Annotated in this window: 15 protein-coding genes and 2 pseudogenes; 10 read left to right on the top strand and 7 right to left on the bottom strand. The window is 72.1% G+C overall.

From position 1 onward, the window contains the following. The first annotated feature begins 185 nt into the window (after nucleotides 1–185). On the top strand, nucleotides 186–1,004 hold the full coding sequence (locus IEZ11_RS16925) for a DeoR/GlpR family DNA-binding transcription regulator (protein WP_189263592.1): 819 nt from the start codon (nucleotides 186–188) through the stop codon (nucleotides 1,002–1,004). Between the two features lie 88 nt (nucleotides 1,005–1,092). After that, nucleotides 1,093–1,563, top strand: a complete 471-nt coding sequence (locus IEZ11_RS16920) for an SRPBCC family protein (protein WP_189263591.1) — start codon at nucleotides 1,093–1,095, stop codon at nucleotides 1,561–1,563. Between the two features lie 4 nt (nucleotides 1,564–1,567). Here IEZ11_RS16920 and cds1 read toward each other — a convergent pair whose 3' ends face one another. After that, entirely contained in the window at nucleotides 1,568–2,692 is a 1,125-nt protein-coding gene (gene cds1 / locus IEZ11_RS16915) for an L-cysteine desulfhydrase Cds1 (RefSeq protein WP_189263590.1), read from the bottom strand. Between the two features lie 378 nt (nucleotides 2,693–3,070). Between cds1 and IEZ11_RS16910 the strand changes: the two genes are divergently transcribed. Beyond that, the gene (locus IEZ11_RS16910; protein ID WP_189263589.1) at nucleotides 3,071–3,394 is read left to right on the top strand and encodes a hypothetical protein; all 324 of its coding nucleotides are present in this window, start codon (nucleotides 3,071–3,073) and stop codon (nucleotides 3,392–3,394) included. A gap of 214 nt (nucleotides 3,395–3,608) precedes the next feature. Beyond that, on the top strand, nucleotides 3,609–4,229 hold the full coding sequence (locus tag IEZ11_RS16905) for an ATP-binding protein (protein ID WP_189263588.1): 621 nt from the start codon (nucleotides 3,609–3,611) through the stop codon (nucleotides 4,227–4,229). A gap of 54 nt (nucleotides 4,230–4,283) precedes the next feature. On the opposite strand, the gene IEZ11_RS16900 is transcribed toward IEZ11_RS16905, so the two are convergent. Continuing rightward, a complete protein-coding gene (locus IEZ11_RS16900; protein WP_189263587.1) occupies nucleotides 4,284–4,574 on the bottom strand; it encodes an SHOCT domain-containing protein in 291 nt (96 codons plus the stop codon). Between the two features lie 160 nt (nucleotides 4,575–4,734). Between IEZ11_RS16900 and IEZ11_RS16895 the strand changes: the two genes are divergently transcribed. The 4 genes and pseudogenes from IEZ11_RS16895 to IEZ11_RS52730 all read left to right on the top strand — a co-directional run. Further along, nucleotides 4,735–5,304, top strand: coding sequence for a TetR/AcrR family transcriptional regulator (locus IEZ11_RS16895; RefSeq protein WP_189263586.1), 570 nt, complete (start codon nucleotides 4,735–4,737; stop codon nucleotides 5,302–5,304). A gap of 33 nt (nucleotides 5,305–5,337) precedes the next feature. After that, nucleotides 5,338–5,555: pseudogene (locus tag IEZ11_RS50855) on the top strand (cupin domain-containing protein); the annotation flags it as partial. Nucleotides 5,556–5,572: 17 nt separating this feature from the next. Continuing rightward, nucleotides 5,573–6,157, top strand: a complete 585-nt coding sequence (locus tag IEZ11_RS16890) for a DUF4865 family protein (RefSeq protein ID WP_189263585.1) — start codon at nucleotides 5,573–5,575, stop codon at nucleotides 6,155–6,157. Then, nucleotides 6,151–6,397: pseudogene (locus IEZ11_RS52730) on the top strand (phosphotriesterase family protein); the annotation flags it as partial. The gene IEZ11_RS16890 and the pseudogene IEZ11_RS52730, both read left to right, overlap by 7 nt. 125 nt (nucleotides 6,398–6,522) lie before the next feature. On the opposite strand, the gene IEZ11_RS16885 reads toward IEZ11_RS52730, so the two are convergent. Together IEZ11_RS16885 and IEZ11_RS16880 are read right to left on the bottom strand one after the other, a co-directional pair. Then, complete coding sequence (locus tag IEZ11_RS16885) at nucleotides 6,523–7,758, bottom strand: ROK family protein (RefSeq protein WP_189263584.1); 1,236 nt, start codon at nucleotides 7,756–7,758, stop codon at nucleotides 6,523–6,525. A gap of 140 nt (nucleotides 7,759–7,898) precedes the next feature. Further along, nucleotides 7,899–8,456, bottom strand: a complete 558-nt coding sequence (locus tag IEZ11_RS16880; protein ID WP_308426479.1) for an alpha-ketoglutarate-dependent dioxygenase AlkB — start codon at nucleotides 8,454–8,456, stop codon at nucleotides 7,899–7,901. 67 nt (nucleotides 8,457–8,523) lie between these two features. Here IEZ11_RS16880 and IEZ11_RS16875 point away from each other — a divergent pair, with 67 nt between their 5' ends. Further along, entirely contained in the window at nucleotides 8,524–9,654 is a 1,131-nt protein-coding gene (locus tag IEZ11_RS16875; protein ID WP_189263583.1) for a methyltransferase, read from the top strand. On the opposite strand, the gene IEZ11_RS16870 is transcribed toward IEZ11_RS16875, so the two are convergent. After that, complete coding sequence (locus IEZ11_RS16870) at nucleotides 9,641–10,513, bottom strand: class II fructose-bisphosphate aldolase (protein WP_189263582.1); 873 nt, start codon at nucleotides 10,511–10,513, stop codon at nucleotides 9,641–9,643. The two genes, IEZ11_RS16875 and IEZ11_RS16870, sit on opposite strands and share 14 nt — an antisense overlap. 2 nt (nucleotides 10,514–10,515) lie before the next feature. Beyond that, the gene (locus IEZ11_RS16865; RefSeq protein WP_189263581.1) at nucleotides 10,516–11,409 is read right to left on the bottom strand and encodes an SIS domain-containing protein; all 894 of its coding nucleotides are present in this window, start codon (nucleotides 11,407–11,409) and stop codon (nucleotides 10,516–10,518) included. A gap of 146 nt (nucleotides 11,410–11,555) precedes the next feature. Between IEZ11_RS16865 and IEZ11_RS16860 the strand changes: the two genes are divergently transcribed. Next, entirely contained in the window at nucleotides 11,556–12,335 is a 780-nt protein-coding gene (locus IEZ11_RS16860) for a DeoR/GlpR family DNA-binding transcription regulator (RefSeq protein ID WP_189263580.1), read from the top strand. A 55-nt stretch (nucleotides 12,336–12,390) separates the two neighbouring features. Here the strand turns inward: IEZ11_RS16860 and IEZ11_RS16855 are convergent, their stop codons facing one another. Then, nucleotides 12,391–12,786, bottom strand: coding sequence for a luciferase domain-containing protein (locus tag IEZ11_RS16855; protein WP_189263579.1), 396 nt, complete (start codon nucleotides 12,784–12,786; stop codon nucleotides 12,391–12,393). Between the last annotated feature and the right edge of the window lie 198 nt (nucleotides 12,787–12,984).

Genomic DNA, 12,984 nt, shown 5'->3' with positions numbered 1-12,984 from the left:
GTGTGACATCCGGCGCGACACGTGATGACCGAATGACATGTGTGCACCGACACAGGCAGTGGCGCAACCTGTGTGGTCCCGTGAAAGGATGGGGCGCCCGCGCACCGGAGCCCGACGGAATGTCCTGGTCGGAACCGGTACGCAGGGCGTGTCGGACGGTTTGAGGCGAGAGGACCGGAGCGTACGTGAGCGAGAACCAGAACCTCCTCGCGGAGCAGCGCCGCGCCCTGATCCTGGACGAGGTCCGGCGCCGGGGCGGTGTACGGGTCAACGAGCTGACGCGCAAGCTGGGCGTGTCGGACATGACCGTGCGCCGGGACCTGGACGCGCTGGCCCGGCAGGGCGTGCTGGAGAAGGTGCACGGCGGCGCGGTGCCGGTGGTCGAGGCCAGCACGCACGAACCGGGTTTCGAGGCCAAGTCGGGGCTGGAGCTGACCGCCAAGGAGGACATCGCCCGGACCGCCGCCGAACTGGTGGTGCCTGGTACGGCGATCGCGCTGTCCGGCGGTACGACGACGTACGCGCTGGCCCATCACCTCCTGGAGGTCCCCGACCTGACCGTGGTGACGAACTCGGTGCGGGTCGCGGACGTCTTCCACGCGGCGCAGCGCGTCTCCGGGCAGCGCCCGGGCGCGGCGACGGTGGTGCTGACCGGCGGGGTGCGCACCCCGTCCGACTCCCTGGTGGGCCCGGTGGCCGACCAGGCGATCGCGGCGCTCCACTTCGACCTGCTCTTCCTCGGTGTGCACGGCATATCGGTCGAGGCCGGCCTCTCCACGCCGAACCTCGCGGAGGCGGAGACCAATCGCCGCCTGGTGCAGTCGGCCCGGCGGGTCGTGGTGGTCGCCGACCACACCAAGTGGGGGACCGTGGGCCTGAGTTCGTTCGCCAAGCTGGAGCAGGTCGACACGCTGGTGACGGACGCGGGCCTGCCGGCCTCGGCGCGTGCGGAGATCTCGGAACATCTGCGCCGACTGGTGGTGGCGGGCGAGGCGGAGGCCTGACCACGTCGGCGGTACAGACATCTGACAGATCGTCAGTTATCGTGGCCGAGCCGGTCAACGGCCTCATCGGCCAAGGGGGTTCTCGTCCATGACGCGCCGTCTGCGCCCCGTGGGGCTCGACTTCGTCGAGACCGCGCCCGTACGTCTGGTCTTCGCGCGGGAGATGTCCGCGCCACCCGGGCGGGTCTTCCACGCGCTCAACGACGACGTGCCCGGCTGGGCGGAGTGGTTCGCCGCGGTGACCCACGCCGAGTCCGTCGACGACGGGGCCGGGCGCGACGTCCGGCTCAAGGGCGGCGGGCGGTTCCGGGAGACGATCATCGCGGCCAAGGAGGCCGAGGTGTACGCCTACCGGGTGGACCTGACCAACGCGCCCGGCGCGCACGCCATCGCCGAGGAGTGGCGGCTCGTACCGTCCGGCAGCGGCACCCGGGTGCAGTGGACCTTCGCCGTGGACGGCACGGCACCGTTCCGTCTCGCGGTCAGGGCGGCCCGTTCGGGGCTGGGCCGGGCCTTCCGGGGCGCGGTCACCGAACTGGACCGGCGGCTGTCGCGGTAACGGCTCAGCCGGGCCAGACTCCCGTCTCCAGCAGCGAGTCGATCGCCGCCGTGTACGGCGTGATGTCCAGGCCCTGCCCGGCGAGCCACCGGTCCGAGTAGTACTTGTCGAGGTAGCGGTCGCCCGGGTCGCACAGCAGGGTCACCACACTCCCCTGACGTCCCTCGGCCACCATCTCGGCGATGATCTTCAGCGCGCTCCACAACCCCGTCCCGGTCGACCCTCCGGCCTTCCGCCCGATCACCCGCTCCAGCGCCCGCACCGCGGCCACGCTCGCCGCGTCCGGGACCTTCATCATGCGGTCGATGGCCCCGGGCACGAAGCTCGGCTCCATCCTCGGCCGTCCGATGCCCTCGATCCGGGAACCGCAGTCGCGGGTGACGTCCGGATCGCCGGTGGTCCAGCCCTCGAAGAAACAGGAGTTCTCGGGGTCGGCGACACAGATCCGGGTGTCCCGCTGGGTGTAGTGGACATAGCGCGCGAGTGTCGCGGACGTACCGCCCGTACCCGCCGTGGCCACGATCCAGGCCGGCTCCGGGTACCGCTCCGACTCCAGCTGGCGGAAGATGGATTCGGCGATGTTGTTGTTGCCGCGCCAGTCGGTGGCCCGTTCGGCGTAGGTGAACTGGTCCATGTAGTGGCCGCCCGCCTCCACCGCGAGGCGCGCGGACTCCTCGTACACTTTGCGGGGGTCGTCGACGAAATGGCACTGTCCGCCGTGGAATTCGATGAGCCGACACTTCTCGGCGCTGGTGGTGCGGGGCATGACGGCGATGAAGGGCACGCCGATGAGCTTGGCGAAGTACGCCTCGGAGACGGCCGTCGAGCCGCTGGACGCCTCGATCACCGGGCGGCCCGGCCGGATCCAGCCGTTGCACAGGCCGTAGAGGAAGAGCGAGCGGGCCAGCCGGTGCTTGAGGCTGCCGGTCGGATGCGTCGACTCGTCCTTCAGGTACAGGTCGATGCCCCAGGCCTCGGGCAGCGGGAAGCGCAGCAGATGTGTGTCCGCCGAACGGTTCGCGTCCGCCTGGACCTTGCGGACGGCCTCTTTGAGCCAGGCGCGATAGGCGGCGTCGCTGCGGTCGACGTCACGGGTGGCGCCGGTCCGGATCTGCGGGGTGCTGCTCACGGCGGGACTCCTTACGCTCGGCGCCGACGGCGTCCGAACGCGGCCGACGCATCGATCATAGGCACCTTCCGCACGCTTCTCACCTGCATAAACGCATCTTTGGGCGGCTCAAAGGCACCCCTGGGGACCCTTCGGGAACGGCGGCGGGCGATGGCGCGAACCCTTCGGGGGCGCATTGCGGCGAGTGCTCCGAGCGCCCCCCGGCCGACGGTCCGTGCGTACTGGTGCTCCGCGCCGAGGGCGGGCAGACTGCCCCCGGACGGGACGAACGTCCCGAACGGGGGCGCACACTGGATCACAACACGAGCCGGAGCGCGCCGGCCGGGGCCACAAGCTTCCGGTCCGGTGACCGAGGTACTCGAAAAGGGGCGGGGCAGGATGGCGGAGCCGGAGTTCACGGCGACGGGCGTTCGGATCGACAAGCGGCTGCGTTCGCTCACCCGGGCCGGACAGGTCCGGATAAGGGACGGCAGGCTGCAACTGCTGACCAGCTACGGCAGCGAGATCGACAGCGCCCCCGTGCAGGCGGTACGGGCCTCGAAGCCGTGGTTCGCGTCGGACGACCGGGCCCTGGCCGACCTCAACGGCCAGCGCTACTCACTCACCCTGGGTGACCACGATCCGGCGCCGGGCGAGCCCGGTCCGCCTGCGGCGCGCCGCTTCATCGAGGCGGTACGACGGGCCGCCGGGCACGACCGCTGAGCTGGTCGGACCCGTCGGGCACGACCGCTGAGCCACCGCGAGTTGCGGGACCGTACGTGCTGGGTCACGCTTGTCTCACGTCACTCTGGGTTTACCGGCGATAACGCTGCGAACCAGCCCGCCGGCCACGACAGCAGGCGGCCCCATGGACGGCGGCGCCCCGCTGGATCCGTTCTCCGTGTTCTTCCGGGCCTCACGTCGGGGAGTCGCAGCCGTGATCAAACACCCAAGCAGACACTGCTCGGTGGAGCTCCAAGCCTTGCCCTCGCGGATCGGCCAGGTCCGCAGAATCGTATCTGCGCAATTGCGCTACTGGCATCTGGACCCGTTGATCGACCGGGCCGCGCTAGGTGTGACGGAGTTGCTGACCAACGTCCACCGGCATGCCCAGCCCGACAAGAACTGCACCGTGGAGATCGAGCTCCAGCTCGACCGCCTCACGGTGTCGGTCCGCGACCACGATCCGCGCCTTCCGGTGGTCGAGGACGGCACGGAGATCGCACCGATGGCCACCTGCGGGCGAGGGCTCGCGATGGTGGCCGCGGTCAGCGAGAGCTGGGGTGTGCGGCCGCACGACGAGGGCAAGGTCGTGTGGTTCACCCTGCCCGCGCCGACGGCCACACCGACCGCGGGCCGCCCGCAGCGCCGTGTCACCGAACCGGCGACCCGCCGGACCGCCGAGCCGGAACCCGCGGCGGCCGGTGCGCCCGCCGCCGCGCACGCGACCGCACCCGCACCCGCGCATGCGGCCGCCGGCATCCCGGCCACCGCCCACGCGACCGCCACCGCCCCCGGTGCCGTACACGCTCCCGCCCGCTCGGCTGTCGCCAGTTGAGCGGGCGGTGAGTCTCCTCGCCGAGCCGTTGCCCTTCCTCCCGGCGTCACCGTTTCACGCCGCACCGCCCTTGCCGATGCGGCCGAACTGCTCCTCCAGGACGGACAGCCGGCGCCAGTACTCGTCCTCGTCGATCTCGCCGGAGGCGAAACGGCGGCCGAGGACCGCGAGCGGCGAGTCGCCGGAGGGGCGACCGGCGTCCATCGGACGCCAGGATCCGCCGCGCCCGCGCCATGCGACGCGGCGCAGGAACATGCCGACGCCGATCACGACGGCCGCCCAGATCAGCGGGAAGAACAGGATCCACGGGCCGGGCCCGCCGGCCCCGTTCGCCAGGGTCTGCATATGGGTTCAACTCCCCAGGGTCTCGTTGTGACGCATCGAGACTGACGGCCGCGAGGGGTCCGGGTCGTCGTGCAGCCGACGGCAGTGCGCGTACCTCCCGGGGAGTACGCGGCGGAGGGCGTCCTGCTCCCGAAAGGACTGGCATTCTGTAACTACTAGTATGTACAGTCGGTGCATGAGCACGTCGGAGCGGTTGATCGAGTCCACCCGTGAGCTGCTGTGGGAGCGTGGATACGTCGGTACGAGCCCGAAGGCCATCCTGGAGCGCGCCGACGCCGGCCAGGGCAGCATGTACCACCACTTCAAGGGCAAGCCGGACCTGGCGCTGGCCGCGATCCGGCGGACCGCGGAGGAGCTGCTGGCCACCGCCGAGGCCGTGCTCACCGGGCCGGGCACGCCGTACGAGCGGATCGAGGCGTATCTGCGGCGCGAGCGCGACGTGCTGCGCGGCTGCCCCGTCGGGCGGCTGACGATGGACCCGGACATCATCGCGAGCGACGAACTGCGCGCACCGGTCGACGAGACTCTCGACCGGATCCAGGAACTGATCGCCGGGATCGTCGAAGAGGGCAAGGAGCAGGGGCAGTTCGGTCCCCGGGTGAACGGCGAGGAGATCGCCGCGACCGTGCTCGCGACCGTGCAGGGCGGCTATGTGCTCGCCCGGGCCTCCGGTTCCCCCGCCGCGTTCGACGCCGGTGTGCGCGGGCTGCTGTCCCTGCTGAGGAGTTGAGGTACGTGCACATCGCCAGGAAGCGCCCGGACACCGTGCGGGCTGCGCATGTTCAACGTCCATTTCGCGCCGGGCGCCCACACCGCCTGGCACCGCCATCCGCACGGCCGGGTGCCGCACGTCGTGGAGGGCGAGGGGCTGGTGCGGCGCCGCACCGCGCGGCTTCCTGACGCACCTCGCGGTCGTGGAGGCCGCCGAGCACGGCACCCACCACCGAGTGGCATGAGCACGTGAGAGGGACTACCCGGCCTGAGAAGGGACCCGCGTCATGCACGCCATGCAGTACGAGTTCACCCTGCCCGCGGACTACGACATGGGCGTCATCCGCTCCCGCGTCGCCCGTGTCGGGCATCTGCTGGACGGCTGGGACGGCCTGGGCGTCAAGACCTACCTCATGCGCGAGCGGGGACGCCACGGTTCCCCAGTCAACCAGTACGGGCCGTTCTATCTCTGGAACACCCTGGCGGGCATGAACGGCTTCCTCTGGGGAGGCGCCTTCCAGGGGCCCGTCGACGACTTCGGGCGGCCGCGGATACGGCAGTGGACGGGTCTGGCCTTCGAGGAGGGCAGCGCCGCCGACTCCCCGGCCGCGTTCGCGGTGCGGCGGCGGCAGCCGGTGCCGGACGGTGTGGAGCTGGCCGCCCACATGGCGGACGCGGCGGACGGGACAGCGCGGCTGGCGGCCGAGGAGGGTGCCGTACTGGCGGCGTCCGCCGTGGACACGGATGCCTGGGAGCTGGTCCACTTCTCGCTCTGGGCGCATGACGTGCCCAAGGCCGAGGGCGAAGTCTTCCAGGTGCTGCACCTGTCGCAGCCGGGGCGTGGGGAACTGCCGCGCGGCCGGCAGTGGTGAGCGGCGTTCGTACGGTCCTCGGTGACATCCGGCCCGCGGACCTCGGTGTCTGCGACGCGCACGACCACCTGTTCCTGCGCGGCCCCCGGCTGCGGGGACAGGAGCGGGACGGCGCGACGGGCCGCCGATCTGCCGCTGTTGTCCCGGTCCGCCGGTGTGCCCGTGGTCTGCGCGACGGGACTGCACCAGGCGGCGCACTACGAACCGGAGCTGCTCGACGGTCTGCTCGACCGCCTGTCAGGCGCTGCTTCCCGACCTGTTGGCGGCTTTCCGTACGGCGCATCCGCGGGTACGGCTGGATCCGCGCACCGGGGCCGCGTCGGCGCGGTGGTGGTCAGGTGGTGGGCCGTTGCGGTGGCAGGCCGTCAGCGCAGTGCCCCCAGCGGGTCGTCCAGCACCGGCTGCCAGGCCAGTTCGGCCGCTCCCACCAGGCTGTTGTGGCTCAGCGTGCACGGCAGGATCGGCACGCTGCCGCTCTGCCCCCACAGGCTGCGGTCGGCGACGACGGCACGCAGCCGCTCCGGGTCGGCGTCCAGGAGGGTGCGGTGCAGGCCGCCGAGGATGACGCGGTCGGGGTTGAGGATGTTGACCAGCCCCGCCAGGCCCAGGCCGAGCCGGTCGATCAGGGCCTCGGTGGCCCTGCGGACGGTCGGGTCGGCGTAGTGGTCGCGGATCAGGTCCTCGGCCTGCCGCAGCAGCGACACCTCGGGACCGGGTTCGCGGCCCGCCTCGATCAGCAGCGCCAGCGGGTCGGCCTCCACGTCCAGGCAACCCCGGCTGCCACAGTGGCAGGGGCGGCCCTCGGGGTGCACGGCGAGGTGGCCGACCTCCAGCGCCAGGCCCGAACTCCCCGTGTGCAGACGGCCGTCCAGGACCAGCGCGCCGCCGACGCCACGGTGCCCGGTGGCCACGCACAGCAGGTCCCGGGCGCCCCGGCCCGCGCCGTGCCGGTGTTCGGCGAGCGCGGCCAGGTTCACGTCGTTGCCCGCGAACGCCGGGCCGGTGATCCCGGCGGCCCGCACGCACTCCGCGAAGATGCGGCGCACGGGCGCCCCCACCGGCCAGGCCAGGTGCAGGGGGTTGAGGGCCAGGCCCTCCGGTTCGGCGACGGCGGACGGCACGGCGAGACCGGCGCCGACGCAGCGGCGGCCGGTGGTCCGCAGCAGGTCGGCGCCCGCCTCGACCACCGAGCCGAGCACCTTCGCCGGATCGGCGTCGACCGTCTCGCAGCCGGGCGCGGTCGCGACGATGTGGCCGCCGAGGCCGACCAGCGCCGCTCGGAAACCGTCGGCGTGGACCTGCGCGGCGAGGGCGACGGGGCCGTTCTCGGCGACCTCCAGGCGGTGCGAGGGGCGGCCCTGCGACCCGGCGGCGGCGCCCGGGTGGGCGTCGACCCTGATCAGGCCGAGCGCCTCCAGTTCGGCGGCGACGGCGCCGGCCGTGGCCCGGGTCACGCCGAGCTCCGCGGTGAGGACCGCGCGGGTGGGGGCGCGGCCGGTGTGCACGAGTTCCAAGGCGGGGCCGAGTGCGCCGCGTCCTCTGTCCAACCGGGGTTTCGAGGTTCCGTTCCCCGTCGGGACGGGGGCCGTTTTGCCACTCATGAGAGGGAGTCTGCCATGATCCGCAGGAGGGGCCGTAGCGAAGGTGCGGCGCCGTCGGGGCTGGTCGCGCAGTTCCCCGCGCCCCTGACGGGGCGCTCCAGGCAAGGCGTGTCAAAAGCCGCCGGCTCTCAGAGCGTTGTTCAGGCGTCCGGACACTGCCAGGTCGGCAGGTCCCGTGCTCGGGTACACCCCGGACCGAAATTCCGCGTTCGGGTACAGCTGCCCCTGCTCTCCGTGTTCCCGCAGCGGAGCACGCACGTGTCGTCCGGGCTCGGTGGCACCACCGGTGCGGGCGGCTTCTCGTCGGCGTCGGGGGGTGTGCCCATGTGGGCGTCCGCGTCATACGAGTTGACCGGTGCGATGTCGTACGACAATCCGCCGACCGCTGCCGGGGCCGGCGCGTCGGTCAGCGCGCGGGGGTCCGGTTTGCCGAGCCAGGCCGGGAACTGCTTCGCGGGGTCGCCGCCGCCGGCTGTGCGGCGCAGGCCTACGGGTACCAGTGCCGGCTTCGGCAGAGCCGGCGGGCGGTCATCGTGCCGCCCCGGGCGTACGGACCGTGCGCAGGCCCGCCGGGGGCCGGGCCGGTCGCGGCAGGCGGCGAGCAGCGCGCGCCGTCGGTCCGTGTCCAGCCGGTCGGGGACGTGCACGGCGCCCGGCGTGATGCGGGCGTACGCCCTCGGGAACAGCTCGTCCTCCATGCCCCCACCCTGCTCGACCGGGCCTGAGCTGGGGTTCGGCTAGCCTGGACGCACGATGAGCGACCGTATGACGACTGCGTGGGGCGAGTTCGAGCTGTCCCGTTTCCCGGAGGACCCGCGCGACCGGCTGCGTGCCTGGGACGCCTCCGACGCCTACCTGCTGAGGTATCTCGACCGGGAACGGATCTCGCTGTCCGGCACGGTCGTGGTGCTTGGCGACCGCTGGGGAGCGCTGGTCACGGCACTGGCGGAGCACCGGCCGGTGCAGATCACCGACTCGTACCTGAGCCAGGAGGCGACCCGCGTGAACCTGGCGCGCGCGGGCGTCGAGCCGGGCACGGTGCAGCTGCTGACCACCCAGGATCCGCCGCCGGAGCAGGTGGACGTACTGCTGGTGCGGGTGCCGAAGAGCCTGGCGCTGCTGGAGGACCAGCTGCTGCGGCTGGCGCCCGCCGTGCACGCGGGCACGGTCGTGATCGGCACCGGCATGGTCAAGGAGATCCACACGTCGACGCTCCGCTTGTTCGAGCGGATCCTCGGCCCGACCCGGACCTCGCCGGCCGAGCAGAAGGCACGGCTGATCCACTGCACGCCGGATCCGTCGCTGAAGCGCCCGGAGAATCCGTGGCCGTACAGCTACGCGCTGCCCGTCGGCGTCGGCACGGTCTCCGGGCGTACGGTCGTCAACCACGCCGGTGTCTTCTGCGCCGACCGGCTCGACATCGGCACCCGGTTCTTCCTGGCGCATCTGCCCGAGGGCGGTCGGCGGATCGTGGACCTGGGGTGCGGGAACGGGGTCGTGGGTACGGCGGTGGCGCTCGCCGATCCGACGGCCGAGGTGCTGTTCGTGGACGAGTCGTTCCAGGCGGTCGCCTCGGCGGAGGCCACCTACAAGGCCAACGGGGTACCCGGGCATGCCGAGTTCCGGGTCGGGGACGGCCTGGCCGGGGTCGCGGCCGGGAGTGTGGACGTGGTGCTGAACAACCCGCCGTTCCACTCCCACCAGGCGACCAGCGACGCGACGGCGTGGCGGATGTTCAGCGGGGCGAAGCGGGCGCTGCGGCCGGGCGGTGAGCTGTGGGTGATCGGCAACCGGCACCTGGGCTACCACGTGACGCTACGCCGTCTGTTCGGCAACAGTCGACTGGTCGCGAGCGACCCGAAGTTCGTGGTGCTGAAGGCGGTCAAGCGCGGGTAGTTCGACCGGCGCCGGCCAGCACTCCGATGATCCTGGTCACCTCCCGGGCCATCGCCTCCCGGCCGGCGTCGAGGTAGGTGCGGGGGTCGACGGCCTCGGGACGGTCCGCGAGGAAACGGCGGACGGACCCGGTCATCGCGATGTTCAGCGCCGTACCGACATTGACCTTGGCGATGCCGCCGGCCACCGCGGCGACCAGGCCCTCGTCCGGGACCCCGGAGGAGCCGTGCAGGACGAGCGGAACGGGCACGGCGGCGGAGAGGCGGCTGAGCAGGTCGTGGTCCAGGGCGGCGGTGCGGGTGGTCATGGCGTGCGCGCTGCCGATCGCCACGGCCAGCGCGTCGACTCCGGTGCCGGCCACGAACTCCCGTGCCTCGGCGGGGTCGGTGCGCGCCCCGGGGGCGTGCGGATCCGGCGCCGGTCGGCCGTCCTTGCCACCGACCTCCCCCAACTCGGCCTCGATCCACAGGCCTTGGGCGTGCGCCCAGTCGACGGCGACCGCGGTCGCGGCGAGGTTCTCGGCGTACGGCAGCCGCGACACGTCGTACATCACCGAGCTGAACCCGGCGGCGGGAGCCTGACGGAGCAGGTCGTCGCTGCGGACGTGGTCGAGGTGCAACGCGACGTCCACGCGGGCGTGTTCGGCGGCGGCGGTGGCGGCGCGGGCCAGCGGGAGCAGACGTCCGTGCCGGAATCCGACCGCGTTCTCGCTGACTTGCAGGACCACGGGTGATCCGGCGGCCTCGGCGCCGGTGATGACGGCTTCCACGTGTTCCAGGCTGATCACGTTGAACGCGGCGACGGCGGACCGGGCTTCGGCGGCCCGGGTGAGCAGTGCGCCGGTGGCTGCGAGGGGCACGCTCACTCCTCGCCGGACGGGGTGAGGATCACCGAGCGGGTGAGATGGCGCGGCCGGTCGGGGTCGAGACCCCGGGCCGCGGCGACGGCGACGGCGAGACGCTGGGCGCGGACGAGTTCGGCGAGCGGGTCGAGGGTGCCCTGGATCCACGTCCCCCCGGTGGCGCCCACCTGTTCGGCGAGTCCGGCGGGGGCCGGGCCGAACATCCAGGTGGCCGTGGTGCGGGTGGTGATGCTGATCGGGCCGTGCCGGTACTCGGTCGCCGGGTAGGCCTCGGTCCAGGACAGCGAGGCCTCCCGCATCTTGAGCGCGGCCTCGCTGGCGAGTCCGACGGTCCAGCCTCGCCCGAGGAAGGTGAACTGGGAGCGCTCGACCAGTCCTGGCGGCAGCGGGGTCGACAGTGCGGTGCGCGCGTCGGCGACCACGGCGTCGGTGTGCAGGCCGAGGTGGGCGCGGAGCAGGGTGAGCGCGCTGGTGGCGAACCGGGTCTGGACGACGGAGCGTTCGTCGGCGAAGTCCAGGACGACGAGGTCGTCGGCGGCGTCGGGCACGGGGGTGTCGGGGTCGGCGGTGATCGCGGTGGTGCCTATCCGCCCCTTCAACTCGTGCAGCAGGTCGAGTACTTCGGTGGTGGTGCCGGACCGGGTGAGAGCCACCACCCGGTCGTACGACCGCCCGTGCGGGAACTCCGAGGCCGCGAAGGCGTCCGTCTCACCGTGCCCCGCGGACTCGCGCAGTACGGCGGCCGCCTGGGCCATGAAGTACGAGGTGCCGCAGCCGACGATCGCGACCCGCTCGCCCGGGGCCGGCAGGGCGCGGGCCTGGCGGGTCGCTTCGGCGGCGGCGCGTATCCAGCACTCGGGCTGACTGTTCAGCTCCTCGGTGATATGCGACATACCACTCTCCCTCCCCTGGATGCAGCACAGCTCTCGTCGCCATGCTCATTCTTGCAAGATAGAGCCATATTTCAATCACAATCAAGCATCCAGCCCAAAGTCCGGTGCGCTAGGGTCGCCAGGAGATCGAGGAACGGAGGCGGCGGATGTCGCGTGACGCCCGCTGGAAGGCGCTGCTTGAACTGCTCGTCGAGCGCGGCCGCCTTGACGTCGAGGAGGCGGCGGCCGAGCTGGCGGTCTCCGCGGCCACCATCCGCCGGGACCTCGACCAGCTCGCCGAGCAGCAGATGCTGGTGCGCACCCGGGGCGGGGCGGTGGTCCACGGGGTGTCGTACGAGCTGCCGTTGCGCTACAAGACGGCCCGGCAGGCCTCGGAGAAGCAGCGGATCGCCAAGGCGGTGGCCGACCTGGTGGCGCCGGGCGAGGCGGTGGGGCTGACGGGCGGCACGACCACCACGGAGGTGGCCCGCGCCCTGGCCGTGCGGGGCGACCTGACCACCGGCGCGCCGGCGCTCACCGTCGTCACGAACGCGCTCAACATCGCCAACGAGCTCGCGGTGCGGCCCCAGTTCAAGATCGTGGTGACGGGCGGGGTGGCGCGTCCGCAGTCGTACGAGCTCATCGGCCCGCTCGCGGACGGGGTGCTGAGCCAGATCACCCTCGATGTGACGGTGCTCGGGGTGGTCGGCTTCGACCTCACGCACGGGGCGGCGGCCCATGACGAGGCGGAGGCCGCGGTCAACCGGCTGCTGTGCGAGCGCGCGGCGCGGGTGATCGTCGCCGCCGACTCCAGCAAGCTGGGCGGGCGGGCGTTCGCCCGGATCTGCGCGGCGGAGCTGGTGGACACCCTGGTGACGGACACGGCGGCGGCACCGGAAACGGTGCGCCGGTTCGAGGAGGCGGGGATCCGGGTCGTCGCCGTGTGACGCGGGGCGCCCCCGGTGACTCGGCTCCCTGTCACATCCCGCGCTCGGCTCCCTGTCACATCCCGCTGGTGTCCGCGCTGACGAATCCCGCGCCCCGCTGGTCGTTGCAGCCGAACACCGGCCGGTCCGCCGGGTCGGGCCAGCTCTGGCGGGCCTGGAGGGCGACGCTCACCAGCGTGAGCAGCAGGTCGACGTCGCTCGCGGCATCGAGTCGTATGGTCACCCACTGCGAGCCGGGGACGATCCGGATCGCCCCCGTGCTCTTGAGGTTCTTGGCGAAGTGCCGGATGGCATGGGCGGTGAGACGCAGGTCCACGTCGCGGTCGGAGTGGAAGTGCACGATCTCGCCCTCCGCCGAACTCACGGCCTGACCCAGACCGCAGCTCGGTACGGCCTGGGTCAGGTCTGGCCAGGTCGCCAGTTGCGCCAGCGCGCGCGAGGCCAACGTCATGGGGTCATCATGACCCGCTCACTCTGCGGTAACCAACCAGCGAGCAGTTATTAACCGAGCTGTTGCCGGAGTCCGTCCGAACACAGACGCCGGGGACGAGTGGATATCCGCAGGATTTCAGTGATTCGAGTGATTCGAGTGATTCGCGAGACGGAAGGCGCCTCCAGGACATCCGGCATGAACCTGGCCGACGTCACC

Origin of the sequence: Streptomyces fuscichromogenes, assembly GCF_014645815.1 — a bacterium.
Lineage (GTDB): Bacteria > Actinomycetota > Actinomycetes > Streptomycetales > Streptomycetaceae > Streptomyces > Streptomyces fuscichromogenes.
The sequence above is the reverse complement of the archived record's forward strand: the minus strand, read 5'-3'. Positions and strand labels throughout refer to the sequence as shown.

What these genes read in the sequence shown, in the direction of transcription:
- IEZ11_RS16920 (WP_189263591.1), top strand. Translation starts at nt 1,093, where the DNA reads ATGACGCGCCGTCTGCGCCCCGTGGGGCTCGACTTCGTCGAGACCGCG.
- IEZ11_RS16910 (WP_189263589.1), top strand. Translation starts at nt 3,071, where the DNA reads ATGGCGGAGCCGGAGTTCACGGCGACGGGCGTTCGGATCGACAAGCGG.
- IEZ11_RS16900 (WP_189263587.1), bottom strand. Translation starts at nt 4,574, where the DNA reads ATGCAGACCCTGGCGAACGGGGCCGGCGGGCCCGGCCCGTGGATCCTG.
- IEZ11_RS16895 (WP_189263586.1), top strand. Translation starts at nt 4,735, where the DNA reads ATGTACAGTCGGTGCATGAGCACGTCGGAGCGGTTGATCGAGTCCACC.
- IEZ11_RS16890 (WP_189263585.1), top strand. Translation starts at nt 5,573, where the DNA reads ATGCACGCCATGCAGTACGAGTTCACCCTGCCCGCGGACTACGACATG.
- IEZ11_RS16885 (WP_189263584.1), bottom strand. Translation starts at nt 7,758, where the DNA reads ATGAGTGGCAAAACGGCCCCCGTCCCGACGGGGAACGGAACCTCGAAA.
- IEZ11_RS16880 (WP_308426479.1), bottom strand. Translation starts at nt 8,456, where the DNA reads ATGGAGGACGAGCTGTTCCCGAGGGCGTACGCCCGCATCACGCCGGGC.
- IEZ11_RS16875 (WP_189263583.1), top strand. Translation starts at nt 8,524, where the DNA reads ATGACGACTGCGTGGGGCGAGTTCGAGCTGTCCCGTTTCCCGGAGGAC.
- IEZ11_RS16865 (WP_189263581.1), bottom strand. Translation starts at nt 11,409, where the DNA reads ATGTCGCATATCACCGAGGAGCTGAACAGTCAGCCCGAGTGCTGGATA.
- IEZ11_RS16860 (WP_189263580.1), top strand. Translation starts at nt 11,556, where the DNA reads ATGTCGCGTGACGCCCGCTGGAAGGCGCTGCTTGAACTGCTCGTCGAG.
- IEZ11_RS16855 (WP_189263579.1), bottom strand. Translation starts at nt 12,786, where the DNA reads ATGACGTTGGCCTCGCGCGCGCTGGCGCAACTGGCGACCTGGCCAGAC.